This is a genomic window from Atopobium sp. oral taxon 416, from assembly GCF_018128285.1.
Lineage (GTDB): Bacteria > Actinomycetota > Coriobacteriia > Coriobacteriales > Atopobiaceae > Olsenella_L.
The window spans coordinates 250,534-266,878 of sequence record NZ_CP072380.1 but is presented as its reverse complement, the minus strand read 5'-3'; the positions used below and the strand labels follow the sequence as shown (position 1 = coordinate 266,878).

At 58.0% G+C, this 16,345-nt stretch carries 12 protein-coding genes and 1 pseudogene; 7 read left to right on the top strand and 6 right to left on the bottom strand.

What is annotated here, in order from left to right; translation table 11 throughout:
- Window positions 1–157 precede the first annotated feature (157 nt).
- Entirely contained in the window at window positions 158–4,621 is a 4,464-nt protein-coding gene (locus tag J4859_RS01330; RefSeq protein ID WP_212332084.1) for a DNA-directed RNA polymerase subunit beta', read from the bottom strand.
- A gap of 2 nt (window positions 4,622–4,623) precedes the next feature.
- Window positions 4,624–8,076, bottom strand: coding sequence for a DNA-directed RNA polymerase subunit beta (locus J4859_RS01325; protein WP_249113712.1), 3,453 nt, complete (start codon window positions 8,074–8,076; stop codon window positions 4,624–4,626).
- Window positions 8,077–9,013: 937 nt separating this feature from the next.
- Here J4859_RS01325 and J4859_RS15905 point away from each other — a divergent pair.
- A pseudogene (locus J4859_RS15905) lies at window positions 9,014–9,192 on the top strand (transposase); the annotation flags it as partial.
- A 343-nt stretch (window positions 9,193–9,535) separates the two neighbouring features.
- On the opposite strand, the gene J4859_RS01315 reads toward J4859_RS15905, so the two are convergent.
- The 3 genes from J4859_RS01315 to J4859_RS01305 all read right to left on the bottom strand — a co-directional run bounded on the left by J4859_RS01315 (window position 9,536) and on the right by J4859_RS01305 (window position 10,272).
- A complete protein-coding gene (locus J4859_RS01315; protein ID WP_212332072.1) occupies window positions 9,536–9,718 on the bottom strand; it encodes a hypothetical protein in 183 nt (60 codons plus the stop codon).
- Window positions 9,685–9,861 (bottom strand): hypothetical protein, encoded by a 177-nt coding sequence (locus J4859_RS01310; RefSeq protein WP_212332069.1) that lies wholly within the window; start codon window positions 9,859–9,861, stop codon window positions 9,685–9,687. Before J4859_RS01310 ends, J4859_RS01315 begins: the two co-directional genes overlap by 34 nt.
- 219 nt (window positions 9,862–10,080) lie before the next feature.
- Window positions 10,081–10,272, bottom strand: coding sequence for a helix-turn-helix domain-containing protein (locus J4859_RS01305; protein WP_212332066.1), 192 nt, complete (start codon window positions 10,270–10,272; stop codon window positions 10,081–10,083).
- Between the two features lie 1,235 nt (window positions 10,273–11,507).
- Between J4859_RS01305 and J4859_RS01300 the strand changes: the two genes are divergently transcribed.
- The 3 genes from J4859_RS01300 (at window position 11,508) to J4859_RS01290 (ending at window position 12,512) form a co-directional block, all read left to right on the top strand.
- The gene (locus tag J4859_RS01300) at window positions 11,508–11,774 is read left to right on the top strand and encodes a hypothetical protein (RefSeq protein ID WP_212332063.1); all 267 of its coding nucleotides are present in this window, start codon (window positions 11,508–11,510) and stop codon (window positions 11,772–11,774) included.
- The gene (locus J4859_RS01295; RefSeq protein ID WP_212332061.1) at window positions 11,771–12,070 is read left to right on the top strand and encodes a hypothetical protein; all 300 of its coding nucleotides are present in this window, start codon (window positions 11,771–11,773) and stop codon (window positions 12,068–12,070) included. The genes J4859_RS01300 and J4859_RS01295 overlap by 4 nt, the downstream gene beginning before the upstream one ends.
- A 79-nt stretch (window positions 12,071–12,149) precedes the next feature.
- Window positions 12,150–12,512, top strand: a complete 363-nt coding sequence (locus J4859_RS01290; protein WP_212332057.1) for a hypothetical protein — start codon at window positions 12,150–12,152, stop codon at window positions 12,510–12,512.
- A 69-nt stretch (window positions 12,513–12,581) separates the two neighbouring features.
- Here J4859_RS01290 and J4859_RS01285 read toward each other — a convergent pair whose 3' ends face one another.
- The gene (locus J4859_RS01285) at window positions 12,582–13,937 is read right to left on the bottom strand and encodes an IS3 family transposase (RefSeq protein WP_212332054.1); all 1,356 of its coding nucleotides are present in this window, start codon (window positions 13,935–13,937) and stop codon (window positions 12,582–12,584) included.
- Window positions 13,938–14,201: 264 nt separating this feature from the next.
- Here J4859_RS01285 and J4859_RS01280 point away from each other — a divergent pair, with 264 nt between their 5' ends.
- From J4859_RS01280 to J4859_RS01270, 3 genes are all read left to right on the top strand, one after another.
- Complete coding sequence (locus J4859_RS01280) at window positions 14,202–14,936, top strand: hypothetical protein (protein WP_212332051.1); 735 nt, start codon at window positions 14,202–14,204, stop codon at window positions 14,934–14,936.
- A 34-nt stretch (window positions 14,937–14,970) separates the two neighbouring features.
- On the top strand, window positions 14,971–15,483 hold the full coding sequence (locus J4859_RS01275; RefSeq protein WP_212332048.1) for a hypothetical protein: 513 nt from the start codon (window positions 14,971–14,973) through the stop codon (window positions 15,481–15,483).
- A gap of 65 nt (window positions 15,484–15,548) precedes the next feature.
- Window positions 15,549–16,274, top strand: a complete 726-nt coding sequence (locus J4859_RS01270; RefSeq protein ID WP_212332045.1) for a hypothetical protein — start codon at window positions 15,549–15,551, stop codon at window positions 16,272–16,274.
- The last annotated feature ends 71 nt before the right edge of the window (window positions 16,275–16,345 follow it).

Sequence of the window (16,345 nt, the reverse complement as noted above, 5' to 3'; positions counted from 1 at the left end):
AGGTACGCGCCTTCGCCTTCGATCAGATACGCAATGGCTACTATGCGATCAGAGAGGAGATCGGCAAAGCCTGGAATGCCGGGCTAGGCTTCACAAAATAAACGTGGGGCCCACCGCATTCGCAGCAGGTCCCACACACCAAGAACTGGATCAGTGATTAGTGGTTGTTCCTCTTCTCTTCCTTATCGTGCTCAGCCTCGTTCTTCACGACTTCGCTCAGCAGATCGTCCAAGGAAGACAGGTCCTCGTTGATAACATCAGAGTTCTTGTCGTCCTCCTTCTTGGTCTGAGTCGGGCCGCCGATCAGCTCATCGTCGTACTGGTGAGTCGACGGTGCCGCCTGGCCGAGCATCACGTCGTTGTCCGCATCCGGTGAGAACACGATGTTCAGCAGCTGGGTCAGATCCTCAGAGTCCGCCTCATTGTCGTCCGGCTCCAGGATATAGAGCAGGCCACGCTTCTGCAGGCCGTCGCGGAGCTCCTCGATAGCCTTTGCACCGATACCGTCAATCCTCAGAAGATCATCCTCAGTCTTGCCGATCAGGTCACCGACCGTCTCGATGCCCTCCTCGGAGAACTTATTGGTCCAGCGCTGTGACACGCCGAGGTCATCGTACAGATAGAGCTTTGCGTCCTCAGAGCTGAGCGTACGCCCGTTCTTTGAATAGACTCCGCCGTATCCGTTGTAGTCGTCGCCGACCCAGGAGAGCTCATGTTTCGGCAGCTTATCCTCAATGGCCTTCAAGTCATCCGGAGCCCACTCAGGCAGCGTCTTGGCATTCGGGCTCGTCGGCTCAACGCGCTTGCCCTTGTAGGTAAGTTCGACGTCCTCGTAAGCCGGAAGGCCGGTGCCAGCCGGGATCTTCTTGCCAACAATGATGTTGGACTTCAGATCCTGGAGGTGATCAACCTCGCCTTTGATAGCAGCCTCGGTAAGTACACCCGCAGTACGGATGAAGGAGGCACTGGAGAGCCAGGAGTCAATGGAGCTCGCGACCTTGAGCGTACCCAGAATAACCGGTTCTGCCTCAGGAGGCGTACCGCCCGCAAGCGTGATCTCGCGGACCTTGTCTGCGAAGACATAGCGGTCAACGTACTGGCCGAGCAGGTAGTCGGAGTCACCGGAGTTGGTAACTTGGACGCGGCGCAACATCTGACGAGCGATAACCTCAATGTGCTTGTCGTTCAGATCGACGCCCTGGGAGCTGTAGACCTCCTTGACGGAGTTGACGAAGGTGTGCATCGTCGACTCGATGTCAGTCAGCTTACGAAGCTTTCTGAAGTTGACGAAGCCACGGGTCAGCTGTTCGCCAGCGCGCACCTGTACGCCGTCCTCGATCTCAGGCATGAAGCGTACGGATGCCGGGATCCGCTTCTCAGTCAAAACTCGGCTGTTATCGTCGGAATCTACGATCTGCATCAGGTACTGCGTGCCCTCGGTCGTGATGCGCAGCGTGCCAGAGGCGGGAGCCAGGTCAGCCTCGCGGCCCAAGATCTTCTCGTTGATGTTGCCGACAACGTCGAACATACGAGCAACGGTTGGCAGGCCCTGGGTAATATCCTCGGCGCCTGCGACGCCACCGGAGTGAATCGTACGCATGGTCAGCTGAGTACCCGGCTCACCGATGGACTGCGCGGCGATAACGCCGACAGCGGTGCCGATGTTGACTGGCCGACGGGTAGAAAGATCCCAGCCGTAGCATTTCTGGCAGACGCCGTTCCTGGCTTTGCAGGTGAGCAACGCTCTGAGCTCAACCTTCTTCAGGCCGTGGTCTGCCAAGTTCTGCAGATCGTCTGCGCTCGTGACGTAGTCGCCGGCCTTGATAAGGACCTCACCGGTCTTCGGGTCAACCACATCGTGCAGGGTACAGCGACCGATCAGGTCGGTGTTCAAGTTCTTCGTGCCGGGCAGGAAGATGTTGTAGGTGCAGGCCTCATCGGTGCCGCAGTCCTCTTCGCGAACGATAACGTCCTGGGCGACATCGACGAGTCGACGGGTCAGATAACCGGAATCAGAAGTGTGCGACGCGGTATCGACCAGGCCCTTACGGGCGCCGTAGGTGGAGATGAAGTACTCCAGCGGCTGCAGACCCTCACGGAAGTTGGACTTAATCGGCAGGTCGATGGTGTCGCCGGACATATCAGCCATCAGGCCACGCATGCCGGCGAGCTGACGCAACTGGGTCTTGGAACCACGAGCGCCGGAGTCCGCCATCATGTAGATTGGGTTGTCCTCGCTGAAGCCGTCGAGCATCTTGGTGCCGAGCGCCTCGGTGCAGACAGTCCACGCATTGACGACCTCGATGTGGCGCTCCTCCTCGGTCAGAAAGCCATCCTCGTAGTTCTCGTTGATCTCGTCGACCTTCGCCTGTGCGGCATCGAGCATCTCCTGCTTCTCAGGTGGGATGACAGCATCCCACACGGAGACGGTAAGTCCCGAGATCGTCGCATAGTGGAAGCCGATGGACTTGATTGCGTCGAGGATCGGCTCGACCTGTGCGTTGGTATAGCGGTCGCAGCACTCGTTGACGAGCTGTGAGATGTCGTTCTTGACCATCTTGTAGTTGATGAAGGGGAAATCCGCAGGCAGGCAGGAACGGTTGAAGACAATGCGGCCAGCGGTGGTCTCGAAGTGGATCGGGCCATCGGTCACGTCGTAATCCTGCACGTCGTGCGCAGAGGTCTTGACGCGGAAGATCTTTCTGCCGCCCTCTTCGGTGTTAGCGTCAGCCGGATACACACGCACGGTAACTTTCGCCTGCATATCCAGGTCAACATCGTTGGAGATCGTATTGACAGCATCCTCGAAGTTGGCATACACATTGCCTTCCCCGGCGACGCCTTTCTTCTCAGTCGTCAGATAGTAGACACCGAAGACCATGTCCTGTGAAGGAACGGTCAGCACCTTGCCCGATGCCGGTGAGCGCAGGTTGTTCGTCGAAAGCATCAGTACACGGGCCTCAGTCTGCGCCTGGGTAGACAGTGGCACGTGGACGGACATCTGGTCACCGTCGAAGTCTGCATTGAACGGTGCACAGATCAGCGGGTGCAGATGGATTGCCTCACCTTCGACCAGAACCGGCTCAAAGGCCTGGATAGACAGGCGGTGCAGGGTAGGTGCACGGTTCAAGAGGACCAGACGGTCCTTGATCACCTCATCGAGCACATCCCAGACAGCCGGCTGCTGACGGTCGATTGCGCGCTTGGCACCCTTGATGTTCTCGACCTTGCCAAGCTCCACCAGACGGCGCATCACGAACGGGCGGAAAAGCTCGAGCGCCATGGTCTTCGGCAGACCACACTGGTGCATCTTGAGCTGCGGATCCGTGACGATGACGGAGCGACCGGAGTAGTCAACACGCTTGCCCAGCAGGTTCTGACGGAAGCGGCCTTGCTTGCCTTTGAGGGACTCAGCGAGGGACTTGAGCGCTCTGCCACCACGGCCGGTGACTGGGCGGCCACGACGACCGTTATCGAACAGGGCGTCGACGGCCTCCTGCAGCATTCTCTTCTCGTTGTTGACGATGATGTCAGGAGCGTCAAGAGAGAGCAGACGCTTCAGACGGTTGTTGCGGTTGATGACACGGCGATAGAGGTCGTTCAGGTCAGAGGCTGCGAAGCGGCCACCGTCGAGCTGCACCATAGGACGCAGATCAGGCGGGATAACCGGGATAACATCCAGAATCATGTTCGCAGGATCGTTGCCGCCCTTGATGAAGGCATCGACGATCTCGAGGCGCTTGATAGCCTTCTCACGCTTCTGCTTCTGGGAGTTCTCGTTGTTGACAATCTCACGGAGCTTCTTGGCCTCCTCCTGAAGGTCAATCCCTTTGAGCAGATCACGGATAGCCTCAGCACCCATGCCACCCTTGAAGTAGATGGAGTAATAGCGCTTCATCTCGGTGAAGAGTGACTCATCGGAGATGAGCTGGCGCTTCTCGAGCTGCATGAACTGATTGTAAGCATCCTGGCGGAGCTTCTTCTCCTCCTCATACTCAGCTTCGAGGTCAGCCACCTCAGCCTTGATCTCATCCTCAGAGAGCGGCTCAACGCCGTCAAACTCGGAGCCCCCCTGATCGGCGCCCTGCGCCTTGACGCGGTCGATCTGATCGTCGCGCTCAGCGTCGAGCTCTTCGAGGTCAGCAGCGAGCTCCTCTTTCAGGTCAGCGGCGTCAGTGTCACGGGCCTGGGTGTCGACATCAGTGATGATGTAGGAAGCGAAGTAGAGAACCTTCTCCAGGTCCTTGCTCTTGATGTCAAGAAGACGGGACAGGGGGAATGAAGTCGGGCTCTTGAAGTACCAGATGTGGCTGACCGGCGCGGCAAGCTCGATGTGGCCCATCCGCTCACGGCGGACCTTCGCGCTCGTTACCTCAACGCCGCAGCGCTCGCACACAATACCTTTGAAGCGGATACCTTTGTATTTTCCGCAAGCGCATTCCCAGTCCTTGGTCGGACCGAAAATCTTCTCGCAGAACAGTCCGTCTTTCTCAGGCTTGAGGGTACGGTAGTTAATCGTCTCAGGTTTCTTAACCTCACCGTGAGACCAACTGCGAATAGTATCAGCAGAAGCGAGAGAGATCTTAACCGCATCAAAATCTGTGGTATCGAAATCTGCCACCGTTACTCCTTCTTGTCCGTAGAGTTACCAATTAAAATTTCGTCACTTTTGTGACCTGTATTCTCCGGTTTGCCGCCGATCAGCTCGTCAGCATCGTTGTTCGCGAAGACCTCTGCCGGATTCTTCTCGGTCGAGGTGTGATCGTGGAACCCTGAGCCCTTGTCCCCCCGCTTTGAATAGGAGATCGGCTCCATATCGAGCGCCAGGGAACGGACCTCTTTGACGAGTACCTCGAAGGACTCAGGGATACCCGGCCTCGGGGCATTCTCACCTTTGACGATCGCCTCATAGGTCTTCACACGACCGTTGGTATCGTCGGACTTGACCGTCATGAGCTCCTGCAGGACGTTGGCTGCACCGTATGCATACAGTGCCCAAACCTCCATCTCACCGAAGCGCTGGCCGCCGAACTGCGCCTTGCCGCCGAGCGGCTGCTGGGTAACCAGGCTGTACGGGCCGGTTGCACGGGCGTGAATCTTATCGTCGACCATGTGGCCGAGCTTCAGGATGTAGCTCACGCCGACCGTGATCTTGTTCTTGAAAGGCTCACCAGTTCTGCCGTCATACAGGGTCGTCTTGCCCTGGATATTCAGTTGCGGGACGAACTCGCTCATCATGTGGTCACCGTAGTCCAGCTTGGCCTTATTCATCAGGTTGATGTTGGTGCGCTGGATAACGTCGGCGACCTCTTTGTCGGTTGCGCCATCCAGAACCGGCGTAGACACGTAGGTCGGGCCGGGGACGTAACGCTCAGAGTGATCGGACTCCTGGTCCCAGCCATGTGCGGCAGCCCAGCCCAAGTGGCACTCGAGCAGCTGGCCGACATTCATACGGGACGGGACACCCAGCGGGTCGAGCAGCACGTCGATCGGCGTACCGTCTGCCATGTAGGGCATGTCCTCCATCGGGAGTACCCGGCACACAACACCTTTGTTGCCGTGGCGGCCAGAGATCTTATCGCCCTGCTGGATCTTTCTGCGCTGTGCCACGAAGACACGAACGAGCTCGTTTACGCCTGGCGACAGCTCGTCGCCCGCCTCACGACTGAAGCGGACAACGTCGACGACACGGCCATAGGCACCGTGCGGCATCTTCAGTGAGGTGTCGCGGACATCGTGGGCCTTGGCGCCGAAGATTGCCCTCAGGAGGCGCTCCTCAGCGGTGAGCGCGGTCTCGCCCTTCGGGGTGACCTTGCCGACCAGGATGTCACCCGGTCCAACCTCAGCGCCGATGCGGATGATGCCATCCTCGTCGAGGTTTGCGAGCATGTCCTCAGATAGGTTCGGAATCTCGCGGGTGATCTCCTCAGGTCCGAGCTTCGTGTCACGAGCATCGATCTCGTGGCGGGAGATATTGATGGAGGTTAGAAGATCGTCGCGATCAAGACGGTCGGAAACGATGATGCCGTCTTCGTAGTTGTAGCCTTCCCACGGCATGTACGCCACGGTGAGGTTCGTACCCAGTGCCAGCTCTGACTGGTCGACAGAAGGGCCGTCAGCCAGTGGCTCGCCCTCAATGACGTGGTCGCCCACGTGCACGATCGGGCGGTGGTTGATGCAGGTTGACTGGTTGGAACGCTGATACTTCGGCAGATTGTAGGTGTCGACCTGACCGTCAGCAGTCGTGACCTCGACATGCGCTGCATCGACGGCCGTGACGTCGCCTTCATGCTCAGCGCTGATCAGTTCGCCAGAGTCAAGGGCTGCTCTGAACTCAAGGCCGGTGCCCACAAATGGAGCATGGGAACGGATCAGGGGCACTGCCTGACGCTGCATGTTTGCGCCCATGAGGGAACGCTTAGCATCGTCGTGCTCTAGGAACGGAATCAGGTTAGCTGCGACCGAGAGTAACTGTCTCGGGGAGACATCCATGTAGTCAACGGTATCGACGTCGACCTCTGCCAGCGCACCGAAGGAACCGTCGAAGTCGCGGGTACGCGCAACGACGCGCTGTGCCAAAGCAAGCTTGCCGGTCTTGGGGTCACGTTCGACGAACTGACCGGTCTTCGGGTCGATCGGGGTGTTTGCCGGGGCGATGTTGTGGTCCTCTTCCTCGTCTGCGGTCATCCAGTCAATCTTGTCGGTTGCCTTACCGTCGATCACCTGACGATACGGTGCCTCGATGAAGCCGTACTCATTGACGTGCGCGTAGAGTGCGAGTGAGCCGATCAGGCCGATGTTCGGGCCCTCAGGGGTCTCAATCGGGCACATACGGGAATAGTGCGAGTTGTGGACGTCGCGGACCGCAGTAGGAACATTGGTACGACGGCTGGACCCGGACTTATGTCCTGCCAGGCCGCCAGGTCCCAGAGCGGACAGACGGCGCTTATGCGTCAAACCGGACAGTGGGTTGTTCTGGTCCATGAACTGTGAAAGCTGAGAGGAACCGAAGAATTCTTTGATAGCTGCTACAATCGGGCGGATGTTGATCAGGCTCTGCGGGGTGATATCGTCCGCATCCTGTGAAGCCATACGCTCCCGGACGACACGCTCCATACGGGAGAGGCCGATGCGGAACTGGTTCTGTACCAACTCCCCGACCGTACGGACACGACGGTTACCGAAATGGTCGATATCGTCGGTCTTCTTGGTGGTATCGCCAGCGTGCAACGCAAGCAGATACTTGAGCGCGGTGACGATGTCCTCATTGGTGAGCGTACGCTCCGTATGGGTTTCGGAGTCAAAGCCGAGTTTCTTGTTGATCTTATAGCGGCCGACACGGGCTAAGTCATAGCGCTGCGGGTTGAAGTACAGACCATTCAGCAGTGCCTTTGCGGAGTCAACTGTAGGCGGCTCACCAGGGCGCTGACGGCGGTAGATCTCAAGCAGTGCGTCTTCACGCGTCGTTGCAGAATCGCGCTCGATCGTGGAGTGAATGACATCCGTATCACCGAGGAGGTTGATGATCTCATCGTCGCTCTCAGCGATGCCAAGAGCGCGGAGCAGAAGTGTTGCACTCTGGCGGCGTTTGCGGTCAATAGAGACGACAAGCTGTCCACGCTTATCGACCTCAAACTCCAACCAGGCACCACGAGCAGGGATGAACTGCGCATGATGGGTGAGTACCCCATTATCGGTCTCCTGGGAGAAATAGACGCCCGGGGAACGGACAAGCTGAGAAACAACAATGCGCTCGGTGCCATTGACGATAAAGGTACCGCGCTCAGTCATGAGCGGGAAATCGCCCATGAAGACAAGCTGCTCTTTGATCTCGCCGGTCACCTTATTGACGAATTTGACATCGACCAGCAGAGGTGCTTGATAGGTGATGTCCTTCGCACGACATTCATCCATCGTGTGAGCAGGATCTCCAAATTGGAAATCGCCGAAGGTGACTTCCATGGTATTTGCGTTGTTCTCGATAGGCGAAAACTCTGCGAATGATTCGGCGAGCCCCTCAGTCATGAAGCGATGGTAAGACTCTTTTTGTACAGAGATGAGGTTCGGCAACTCCATTACTGGCGGAATCTTGCTAAAACTTACACGCTGACGTTTTTGGAATTGGGCTTTGGAAGACTTTGCGGTATGCACCAGGCACTTCCTCCTTCATACAGTCACATTCACGGCATTATGCCGCAAGCTAGTAATATAGAGAAAGATACCAATACAGTCAAGCTCAGCGCTTGACATAAAAATTAAAATAGTATATTTAGCTGAACACCCTATTTAATCTGTATAGATAGTCAGTGTCCATATATGGAGAAGCTGTGAGAGGCTCCTTGATACATACGTAAGCATACCAAAGAGGGAACCGGGTGTAAACCCTAACCCTCTCATTTTTTGGGCTCTTCGCTGTTTCTAGGGAAACGATGATCAATTCGCCTCGATGAGGCCAGTGGAGCCGCACGCTGTATGACATCGGCTTAAAATGTCTCGAACCACGCAGTGCCCATACCCACATAAATGCCTATCTGTCTTCTGGATATGGTATAGCTACATCCACACATTCCTGCATATCCAAAAGACAGATATGGACAGACAGATGAGCTTTTAGGACCTTAAATCCTAAGGTCTAAGGAGAAAGACTGGGCGGGAGGCATTCCTGGAGCGGATGGATACAATCGTTGTGTGGGATAGCTGGATTGTTCTGGTAGATACCAGCTACCATTGACAGGCGCGTGGCAGGCATGTGCGCGCTGCAAAGACAAAGCTTTAGGATGTATCCTGCTTTAGGTAATGTTTGCTCTCTTAAGACGAGGGAACTTAAAGATGCTATCCTGGATTGCCACTCCTGGCAGCGCTTCTGTGCACGTAGACCTCATGCAGGCGCAGGTGCCAGATGCTACGACGAGCGCGAAGATCCGCCATAGCCTTAAAGCGAGAGGAGTTCGGCAAAGCTTGTGCTTTGCACCTGGACTTAGAGCTCGAAAAGGCAGGGATCACGGCGCGGGGCGGCTCTATGGTGGATGCGACCTTCACCTGGGCCTTAAAGCTTAACGAAGAACAAGGACCATGCGCGCGACCCTTAAAGCGCACCAGTCCAAGAAAGGGAAGAACTGGCATTTCGGATACAAGGCGCATATCGGCGTGGATGCGGGCAGCGGCCTTGTGCATGCTGTAGAGACGACCGCTTAGAATGTATCCGACATATCCCAGGCACATGCACTCGTTAAGGGAAGATGACAGGTTCTGCTGCGCAGACTTTAGGCTATATAGGTATAGCGAAGCGCCCTTAAGGACGGCAGATTGTCAAGCTGAGTGCAACATCTCCCTAAAGACCTCGTTGGCTGTCCTGTATTTCAGGACCTTCCTCGCTCTGTCACAGATCAGCTCTACCGCATGCTGCACCTCCTCGTTTGTGACCTTGCCGAAGTCTGTGCCCTTAGGGGAAGAACTTGCGCAGGAGCCCGTTGGTGTTCTTAACTGTTAGCTTCTGCCATAGATGGTGAGGGTCACAGAAGTAGAACTGCACGCCTCAAGGGGCATCTGTGACATCTGTATGCCCTGCGAACTGCTTGCCCCTATCCGGAAGTGAGCGTCTCAAGGGGACGTCCCTGCAAAAGCCCGACCTCGGCCTTAGAGACGCTCCCGCTGTCGTGGTGGCTCTCTTCGCGGCAAGCAGCCTCACTGCCCTGTCGGCAAGCACGAGCAGGCACACGGGTCCGCTGCCACGAGCGTGTCGTCTGCCCAGTCATCGAGGCAAGACCTCGCATCGGCCTGCTTGGGCCTCTCCTTTACGCTGTGTGAGATCTCGATCTTGCCTTTGGTCTTAGGCCCCTTCCTGCGCAGGTGGCGCCGCATCTGGCCTTCGGGGCCGGATCCCGGCAGCTCGAGGGCGCCTGTATGGACCTCCCGGTAGAATAGTCGGCAGGCTCAACGACGCATCTGCCGCCACCCTCGAGCCTGAGCCTGCCGTCTATCTGCTCGGGGGACCAGTGTCTGTCCATGATGAGTAAGCGCACCTTCCGTGCGAGCGCAGGGTCTGAAAGCCGCCTTTTCGCCCTGCATCTCCTGCGGCGCTCATCCGCCCTCCTTTTGGGCAGTACATGCCCTAAAGTGTCCGTGCCGTGCGTTCCTTTTGAGCTCGCGGCAGATGCTGGAGCTGTCCCTGCCGATCTCTGCCGCGATATAGACAATTGACCTTCCCTTGTGCCACGCAGCTCGGCTATGCAGTCCCTCTCCTGAGGGCTTAAGATGTGTGTAGTGGCACATTCCTTTTAGCTTTCGACGCTGACTAGACAACCAACATCGTAGCCTTCCGGAGTGTGCCACGCTTGCATTCAGCGGGTCATTGTGTTGCACTCAGAATGCTAATCCACCGACGCATAAAGACCCACACCTCTCATCTATGCGCTGGAGTGTCGCAAGGAAACCTTCGACCATAAAGGGTCTTAACTGTGCACTCTCAGCCGAAAAAGGCATCGAGTCCAGGAAGGCCTCCGTTCGCTCAAAGGTAGAGCATCCCTTCCTTATCGTGAAGCGGCGCTTCGACCCCTTAAGGAAGCGCTACAGAAGGATAGAGAAGATGCCTGCACACTCGAGTCTCTCTCGCCCTTGCAAACCTTACCCATGTGCATCTTTTGCCGGCAGGCTGCACCTCCCGGCTCCCAGCGTTGCTTGATCCGTCTTGGAGCCTTCTTGCGGTGCATGGGGCAGGACAAATGCCAAGATAGCGGCTCCTGCACGTGCTGGATGAGCAACCTTTTCTGCCTTCCCCGCATACCGGCCTAGAAAAGTCGTGTGGTCGGTCCCCTCTGACACGTTATGGGCATTAATCATCGTTTCCCTAGGCGCAGATCCGTGGATTGCGTAGTTGACGCAGCGGTTGAGCTACATGAGAGACTGTGGCAAGGGTCGATGAGACGCACCTCTCCCATCGACCCTTTCCCTGGGTGTTAACGAACTTACCACTCAGAGGGGGTTCGTTTTTGATTTTCTGCGTGGGGTCTTTCTACGACCCCCACGCAGGGGGCATCCGAACCCCGAACCCTGTTTACCTGCGGTAACGTAAAGTTTTCCCAGTTAAATTGGGGTGCATGTTTCGCAGGTCTTCTATGGTATTGCGGTTATTGTGACCATGCACAAGACCGCTACAGACTATTTAGGTACTACGACCTAAATAGTCTGTGACAGGTGACAAACGCAGGTCAGAGTGGCCGTATTTTTAGGCCAGTTTGAGAGCCGGTGGCGCCGTCTGTGCGACGCCTGGCGCGGCTGACCCTCGATGACGCGCCGCCGCGTCATCCCTAGACCCCGCCGCCGGGGCAAGATGGAAGCGTATATACAAACTCCACTAAAGTTGAATTTGTACGTACGCTTCCTACATCTTGCACACCGCTGGGGTGGTGCAACGCCGCACTACTCCATTGAGGTCTTTTCGGTACGCTTTAGTGTGCTAGGATTGTGGTGCTAAAAGGGTATACTATAGGTATGACGAAAGGGGCGTGATGAAGCCGGAGATTCATCCGAACGCCCTGAAGCACCTAAGCCGTGGAGAGGTGCTTCAGGCATGGGGGTCAGTGACGAAGAGCATCATGCGCCAGAGCCCTCAGAAGCTCCCTAGATGGCTTATGGTCGGCTGGCTGGCCGATGGGAGGGACGTTGAGCTGATAGCGGCCGAGACGGTCTCTGGTTGGCTTGTGATACACGCCATGGCGCCAGTGCAGAGGAAGTTCGCGAGAGAGATAGAGGACACAGAGAGGAAGTCGCTATGAGCGAGCGGACGTGGGTCGCCGCCAACGGCCAGGAGATAACCGAGGAGATGATAGACCGCTGGTGCGATGCCTACGAGCGCGGTGAGTTCCCGGAGGGCGAGCGCACCGTGGGTGGTGTCGTGCACGGTCGCCCGCCGCTCTCGACCGAGGGGACGGCGGTCATCTCGATCAAGGTACCGATCGGTATGAAGAGGGCCGTCGAGCGCGAGGCTAAGAGTGCAGGCATGAGCACGAGCGCGTATGCCCGCGCGGCGCTGGCCGACAAGCTGCTTGGGGTCGAGCGGCATGGCATGTGACGATGGCACGGTGACGGTCTCGGTCGAGCTTGCGCAGCGGACGGCACGGGTGGCGTCCGAGCAGGCCGCGAGGGCTGGTGTGAGCCTCGGCGAGTACGTGAGCGGCCTCGTGGCCGGGGAGGTCGAGCGCAGGAGGCCGTGGCGCTTCGAGATAGAGTTCGACGAGCAGAGGGCCGCCGCACATGGGGCCACAGCGGACGAGCTGTACGACCGCGTGGGTGCCTTCGTGGAGCCTTACGGCAACGTCCGCGTGGCTCGCGGCACGTGGCAGGCGCGCGAGGGCGCAGACGAGTTCAGGGCACAGCCAGTGGCACTGGCGCGCCTGGTGCGGGAGCGCTGGGTTATGCAGAGCGTCAGGGCCATAACGTATTGCGAGGATGGTGTCGAGGGGGACTACCTCGACGTGGTACGTAGGGTCTCGTCGCGACTAGTCTGCGATTAGAAAGAAAAAGCCCGCCCTACCGGAATTGAACTGCGCCCCAAATCCTGGACGCCCTAATAGAGACTGAACCTAGACGGCCTGGTTCCGGAATTCCTCTGGGGTCAGGCCGCCGAGCGCCTTCTGGCGCCTGCGGGTGTTCCAGAAGATTATATATGCCTCGAGGTCTGCCTTGAACGCCTCGAACGTGTCCCAGTCATTCCCGCGGAAGAACTCGTCCTTCATATGGCCGAAGAGGCCCTCGGTGCAGGCATTGTCGAGGCAGTTGCCCTTCCTGGACATGCTCTGCACGATCCCTGCCCCCTCGAGCTTGGAGCAATAGGCCTCATGCTGGTACTGCCATCCCATGTCGCTGTGGAGCAGCGGATGCTTCCATGCGGGGAGCTTCTCTATGAGCATGCAGAGCATGTCCATCTGCTGCGCCATGTCGGGGTGCTCCGATATGGACCATGCGACGATCTCCCTGCTCGAGAAGTCGTAGAGCGGCGCGAGGTATGCCTTGCCGAACGAGCACCTGAATTCCGTCACGTCCGTCCCCATCTTCTCCCATGGCCCTTCGGCCGCGAAGTCGCGTCCCAGCAGGTTCTCGAAGGTGCTGCCTACGACCCCCTTGTACGAGTTGTATCTGTGGTAGTCAGTCTCGCGCCTGATGTCGCAGGATATCCCCATCTCGTGCATGATCTTGAGCACCGTCTTGTCGGCTATGCGCGCTCCGTCCTCGCTGCGCAGGCACATGGCTATCTCCCTGTGGCCGCATCCGTTGGGGCAGCGCGAGAATATCTCCGCCACGCGCTTCCAGAGCTTTGGCCTGGTGGGTCTGGCGGGATGGGAGAGCGCATAGTGGTACGTCGACCTCGCGAGGCCCGCTGCCGCCAGCAGGTCGTCGAGCCTGTAGCCCTCCTGCGCGAGCGCATGCACGGCCTCTGCCTTCGCCCTGGTCAGATCCTTCCCCTTCCGGCCAGGGACCGCAGTTTTTTTAGGTACGCCACCTCGGCCTCGAGCTGCTGAACCCTGCGCTCGAGCTGCTGCTCGCGCGTGAGCGGCCTCGCTGCGGCCCCCGATCCCTTCGGGCGTCCCTTGGGCTTCGGCCTCAGCGTCTCCATCGCGGTATGCCCTACACCACCTGTCGAGCGGGGCCAGCGACATGATGCCATAGCTGGCCATCGCATCGCCCTTGGACATGCCATCCTCGACGACGGCCTTCGCGGCTGCGACCTTCTGTCCGTATGTATACCTTGCCTGCTTGCCGTCCATCGACAGCAGCGCCTCGCTTCCGAACGCCTTCCATATCTGCTGCCATTTTCTCACGGTGCTGCGCGGCATGGAGAGCTCCTTCGCCACGCTCTTGTATCCACGCCCTTTCCCGAAGAGCTCTGCCGCCTTCTTCCTTGCCTCGATGTCGTGCTTGACCCTCAGATCGGTATGCATGAATATGCCTCCCATTTCCTATGTCCAGGAAATGGGAGGCAGTTCAAATAAGGCGGGCGGGTTTATACTGGTGGCCAAAGGTTCTTAGTGCTGCCAACACCAAGAACGCCGAAGACGAGGTCGCAGCTCATATCAGCACCACCATTGAGTATAACCGGTGCGGTCACGTCCGTAAAGTGGTGTAAATAGAGGAACGAGCCAGAGGCTCAGGTTCCAAGTATCATTTGCAATCGCCAGAGAACAAGGAGACTTGAAGGCCCGAACATGGCTCAGATCAATATTACACTTAACCAGGACGAGATAATGCGGCTGCTCGAAGATTCCAGTGGGGAGGAGTTCAAGCTCATGCTGCAGAAGTCGCTCAACGCCGATCTGCTCGCGGAGTCGGCCGAGCAGATCCCGTCTTTAGCGTTTAGCACCACGATTCTTCAGGACCCGGAACATGGTCCGGAACCCGAAAAGCCAGCCCTGAGCTGGCTTTTTTATACTCCGATGCTTGATCTGTGGGGAATTTCCTGGCGTCATCTATATGCGGTGCTATGGTGCTTTCGTCTGACAGGGAGTGGAAGATGGCCTACTTCCTCACGAGGACGCGCAACAAAGAAAGGGCTCTATCTCCAGATATACGAGAGCCACTGGGACCCCGAGCGAAGGCATACCGCGAACAGGTCGGTGAAGGCGCTAGGCTACGAGGACGAGCTGAAGGAGAAGGGCATCGCCGACCCCGTCTCACATTACAAGCGCGAGGTGGCCCGCATGAATGCCGAGCGGAAGGCCGGCATGGAGAGGGAGAGGGTGCGGGAGATCTCCGATGTCCCCGCCGCAAGGCACCTCGGCCACTTCGCCCTGAAGGCGGAGGACACGGCGCTTGTAGCTGCAGGCGACATGGCCCTGCTCCAAGCTCAGGACCTTCGAGGACGTGCTGCCCCAGATGGAGGGCGTGGACGCATCCTTCACGCTGGACCAGCTCTGAGACGGGCTCGCCTATCTGGGCGATGAGTACGACAAGGTCGTCGAGATCTACAATGCGCACGTGGAGGAGGCCTTCGGCCACGACATGTCCTTGGCCTACTTCGATTGCACGAACTTCTACTTCGAGATAGACCGCAAGGACTCCTTCAGAAGGAAGGGGCCCTCCAAGGAGCACAGGCCGGAGCCGACAGTCGCGATAGGGCTTCTTCTCGATGCGGACTGCATCCCGGTGGCCATGAGCCTGTTTCCCAAAAGCGAGAGCGACAGGCTGCAGCTCGGAAGGTGCATCGCCCAGATGAAGGAGAGAAGCTCCATGTCCGGCAGGACCATGCGGGTCACCGACAAGGGGCTCAGCTGTGCGGCGAACATCTCCAGGGCCGTGCTTGCAGGGGACGGCTACATCTTCTCGAAGTCGGTGAAGACCCTTCCCGCCAAGGAGCGCACGTGGGCGCTCTCCGGCGACGGCTGGACAGACGTCCCCGACGGAAGGGGCGAGACATCGTTTCGCTACAAGGTGGCCGACGACGACTTTAGGTACACGTTCGTGGACGAAGGCGCAAGGTCGAGCTCCTAGAGAGACGCGTCGTCACGTACAGCCCCTCGCTTGCCAGGAAGCAGAAATACGAGATAGACCGGCAGGTGGAGAAGGCGAGGTCGCTTAAGGCGGCAGCCGCGAAAAGGTCCGACTATGGCGACAGCGCGAAGTATGTCACCTTCTCCCCCGTCGACGGCGAGGGCGAGCTCAGGAAGGACATGAAGGTCGCGGCCACCTTAAACCACGAGGCCATCAGGAAGGCGAAGGCCTTGGCAGGCTACAGCATGATCGTGACCTCGAAGACCATGATGGAGCCCCTGGCCATATACAGCACCTACCACAGGCTCTGGAGGATCGAGGAGAGCTTCAGGGTGATGAAGTCCAAGCTCGATGCTAGGCCCGTCTATCTCCAGAGGCAAAGCACGATCACGGGCCACTTCCTCGTGTGCTACATCGCCGTGCTGCTCATGAGGCTCCTGCAGATGAAGGTGCTGGGAGATAGGTTCTCCTCCAGAGACATCATGGGGCTCTGCCGCGGCCTCGATGTGTGCCGCACCTCCGACAGGAGATATGCCAACATATCCAGGAGAAGCCCCATCATCGAGGAGCTGGCGTCAAGGACAGGGCCTCCGCTGCTGCACTTCAACCTCACCGAAGGCGACGTGAAGGCAATCTCCTCATGCACGCTCGCCCATGCTGCGCGGCGAAGGGAAGGGCCCCTCTGCCGGCAGGAAGCGCGGCTGAAGGGCCCCATAGCACCATATCGGGGATCGAAAAACCAAAGTCCGGCACTACAAGCATCTCAAACCCACAGGAGGAAGATTGCATAGCCGAGCTGCGTGGCACAAGGAAAGTTCATCAGGTGTATCGCACGCAAGATCGGCAGGGACAGATCCACTAT

Bases quoted from the DNA above. Each gene is read 5' to 3' on its own strand.
- J4859_RS01300 (WP_212332063.1), top strand. From the start codon at position 11,508: ATGAAGCCGGAGATTCATCCGAACGCCCTGAAGCACCTAAGCCGTGGA.
- J4859_RS01285 (WP_212332054.1), bottom strand. From the start codon at position 13,937: ATGCATACCGATCTGAGGGTCAAGCACGACATCGAGGCAAGGAAGAAG.
- J4859_RS01295 (WP_212332061.1), top strand. From the start codon at position 11,771: ATGAGCGAGCGGACGTGGGTCGCCGCCAACGGCCAGGAGATAACCGAG.
- J4859_RS01305 (WP_212332066.1), bottom strand. From the start codon at position 10,272: ATGTGCCACTACACACATCTTAAGCCCTCAGGAGAGGGACTGCATAGC.
- J4859_RS01310 (WP_212332069.1), bottom strand. From the start codon at position 9,861: ATGCGGCGCCACCTGCGCAGGAAGGGGCCTAAGACCAAAGGCAAGATC.
- J4859_RS01280 (WP_212332051.1), top strand. From the start codon at position 14,202: ATGGCTCAGATCAATATTACACTTAACCAGGACGAGATAATGCGGCTG.
- J4859_RS01325 (WP_249113712.1), bottom strand. From the start codon at position 8,076: ATGGAGTTGCCGAACCTCATCTCTGTACAAAAAGAGTCTTACCATCGC.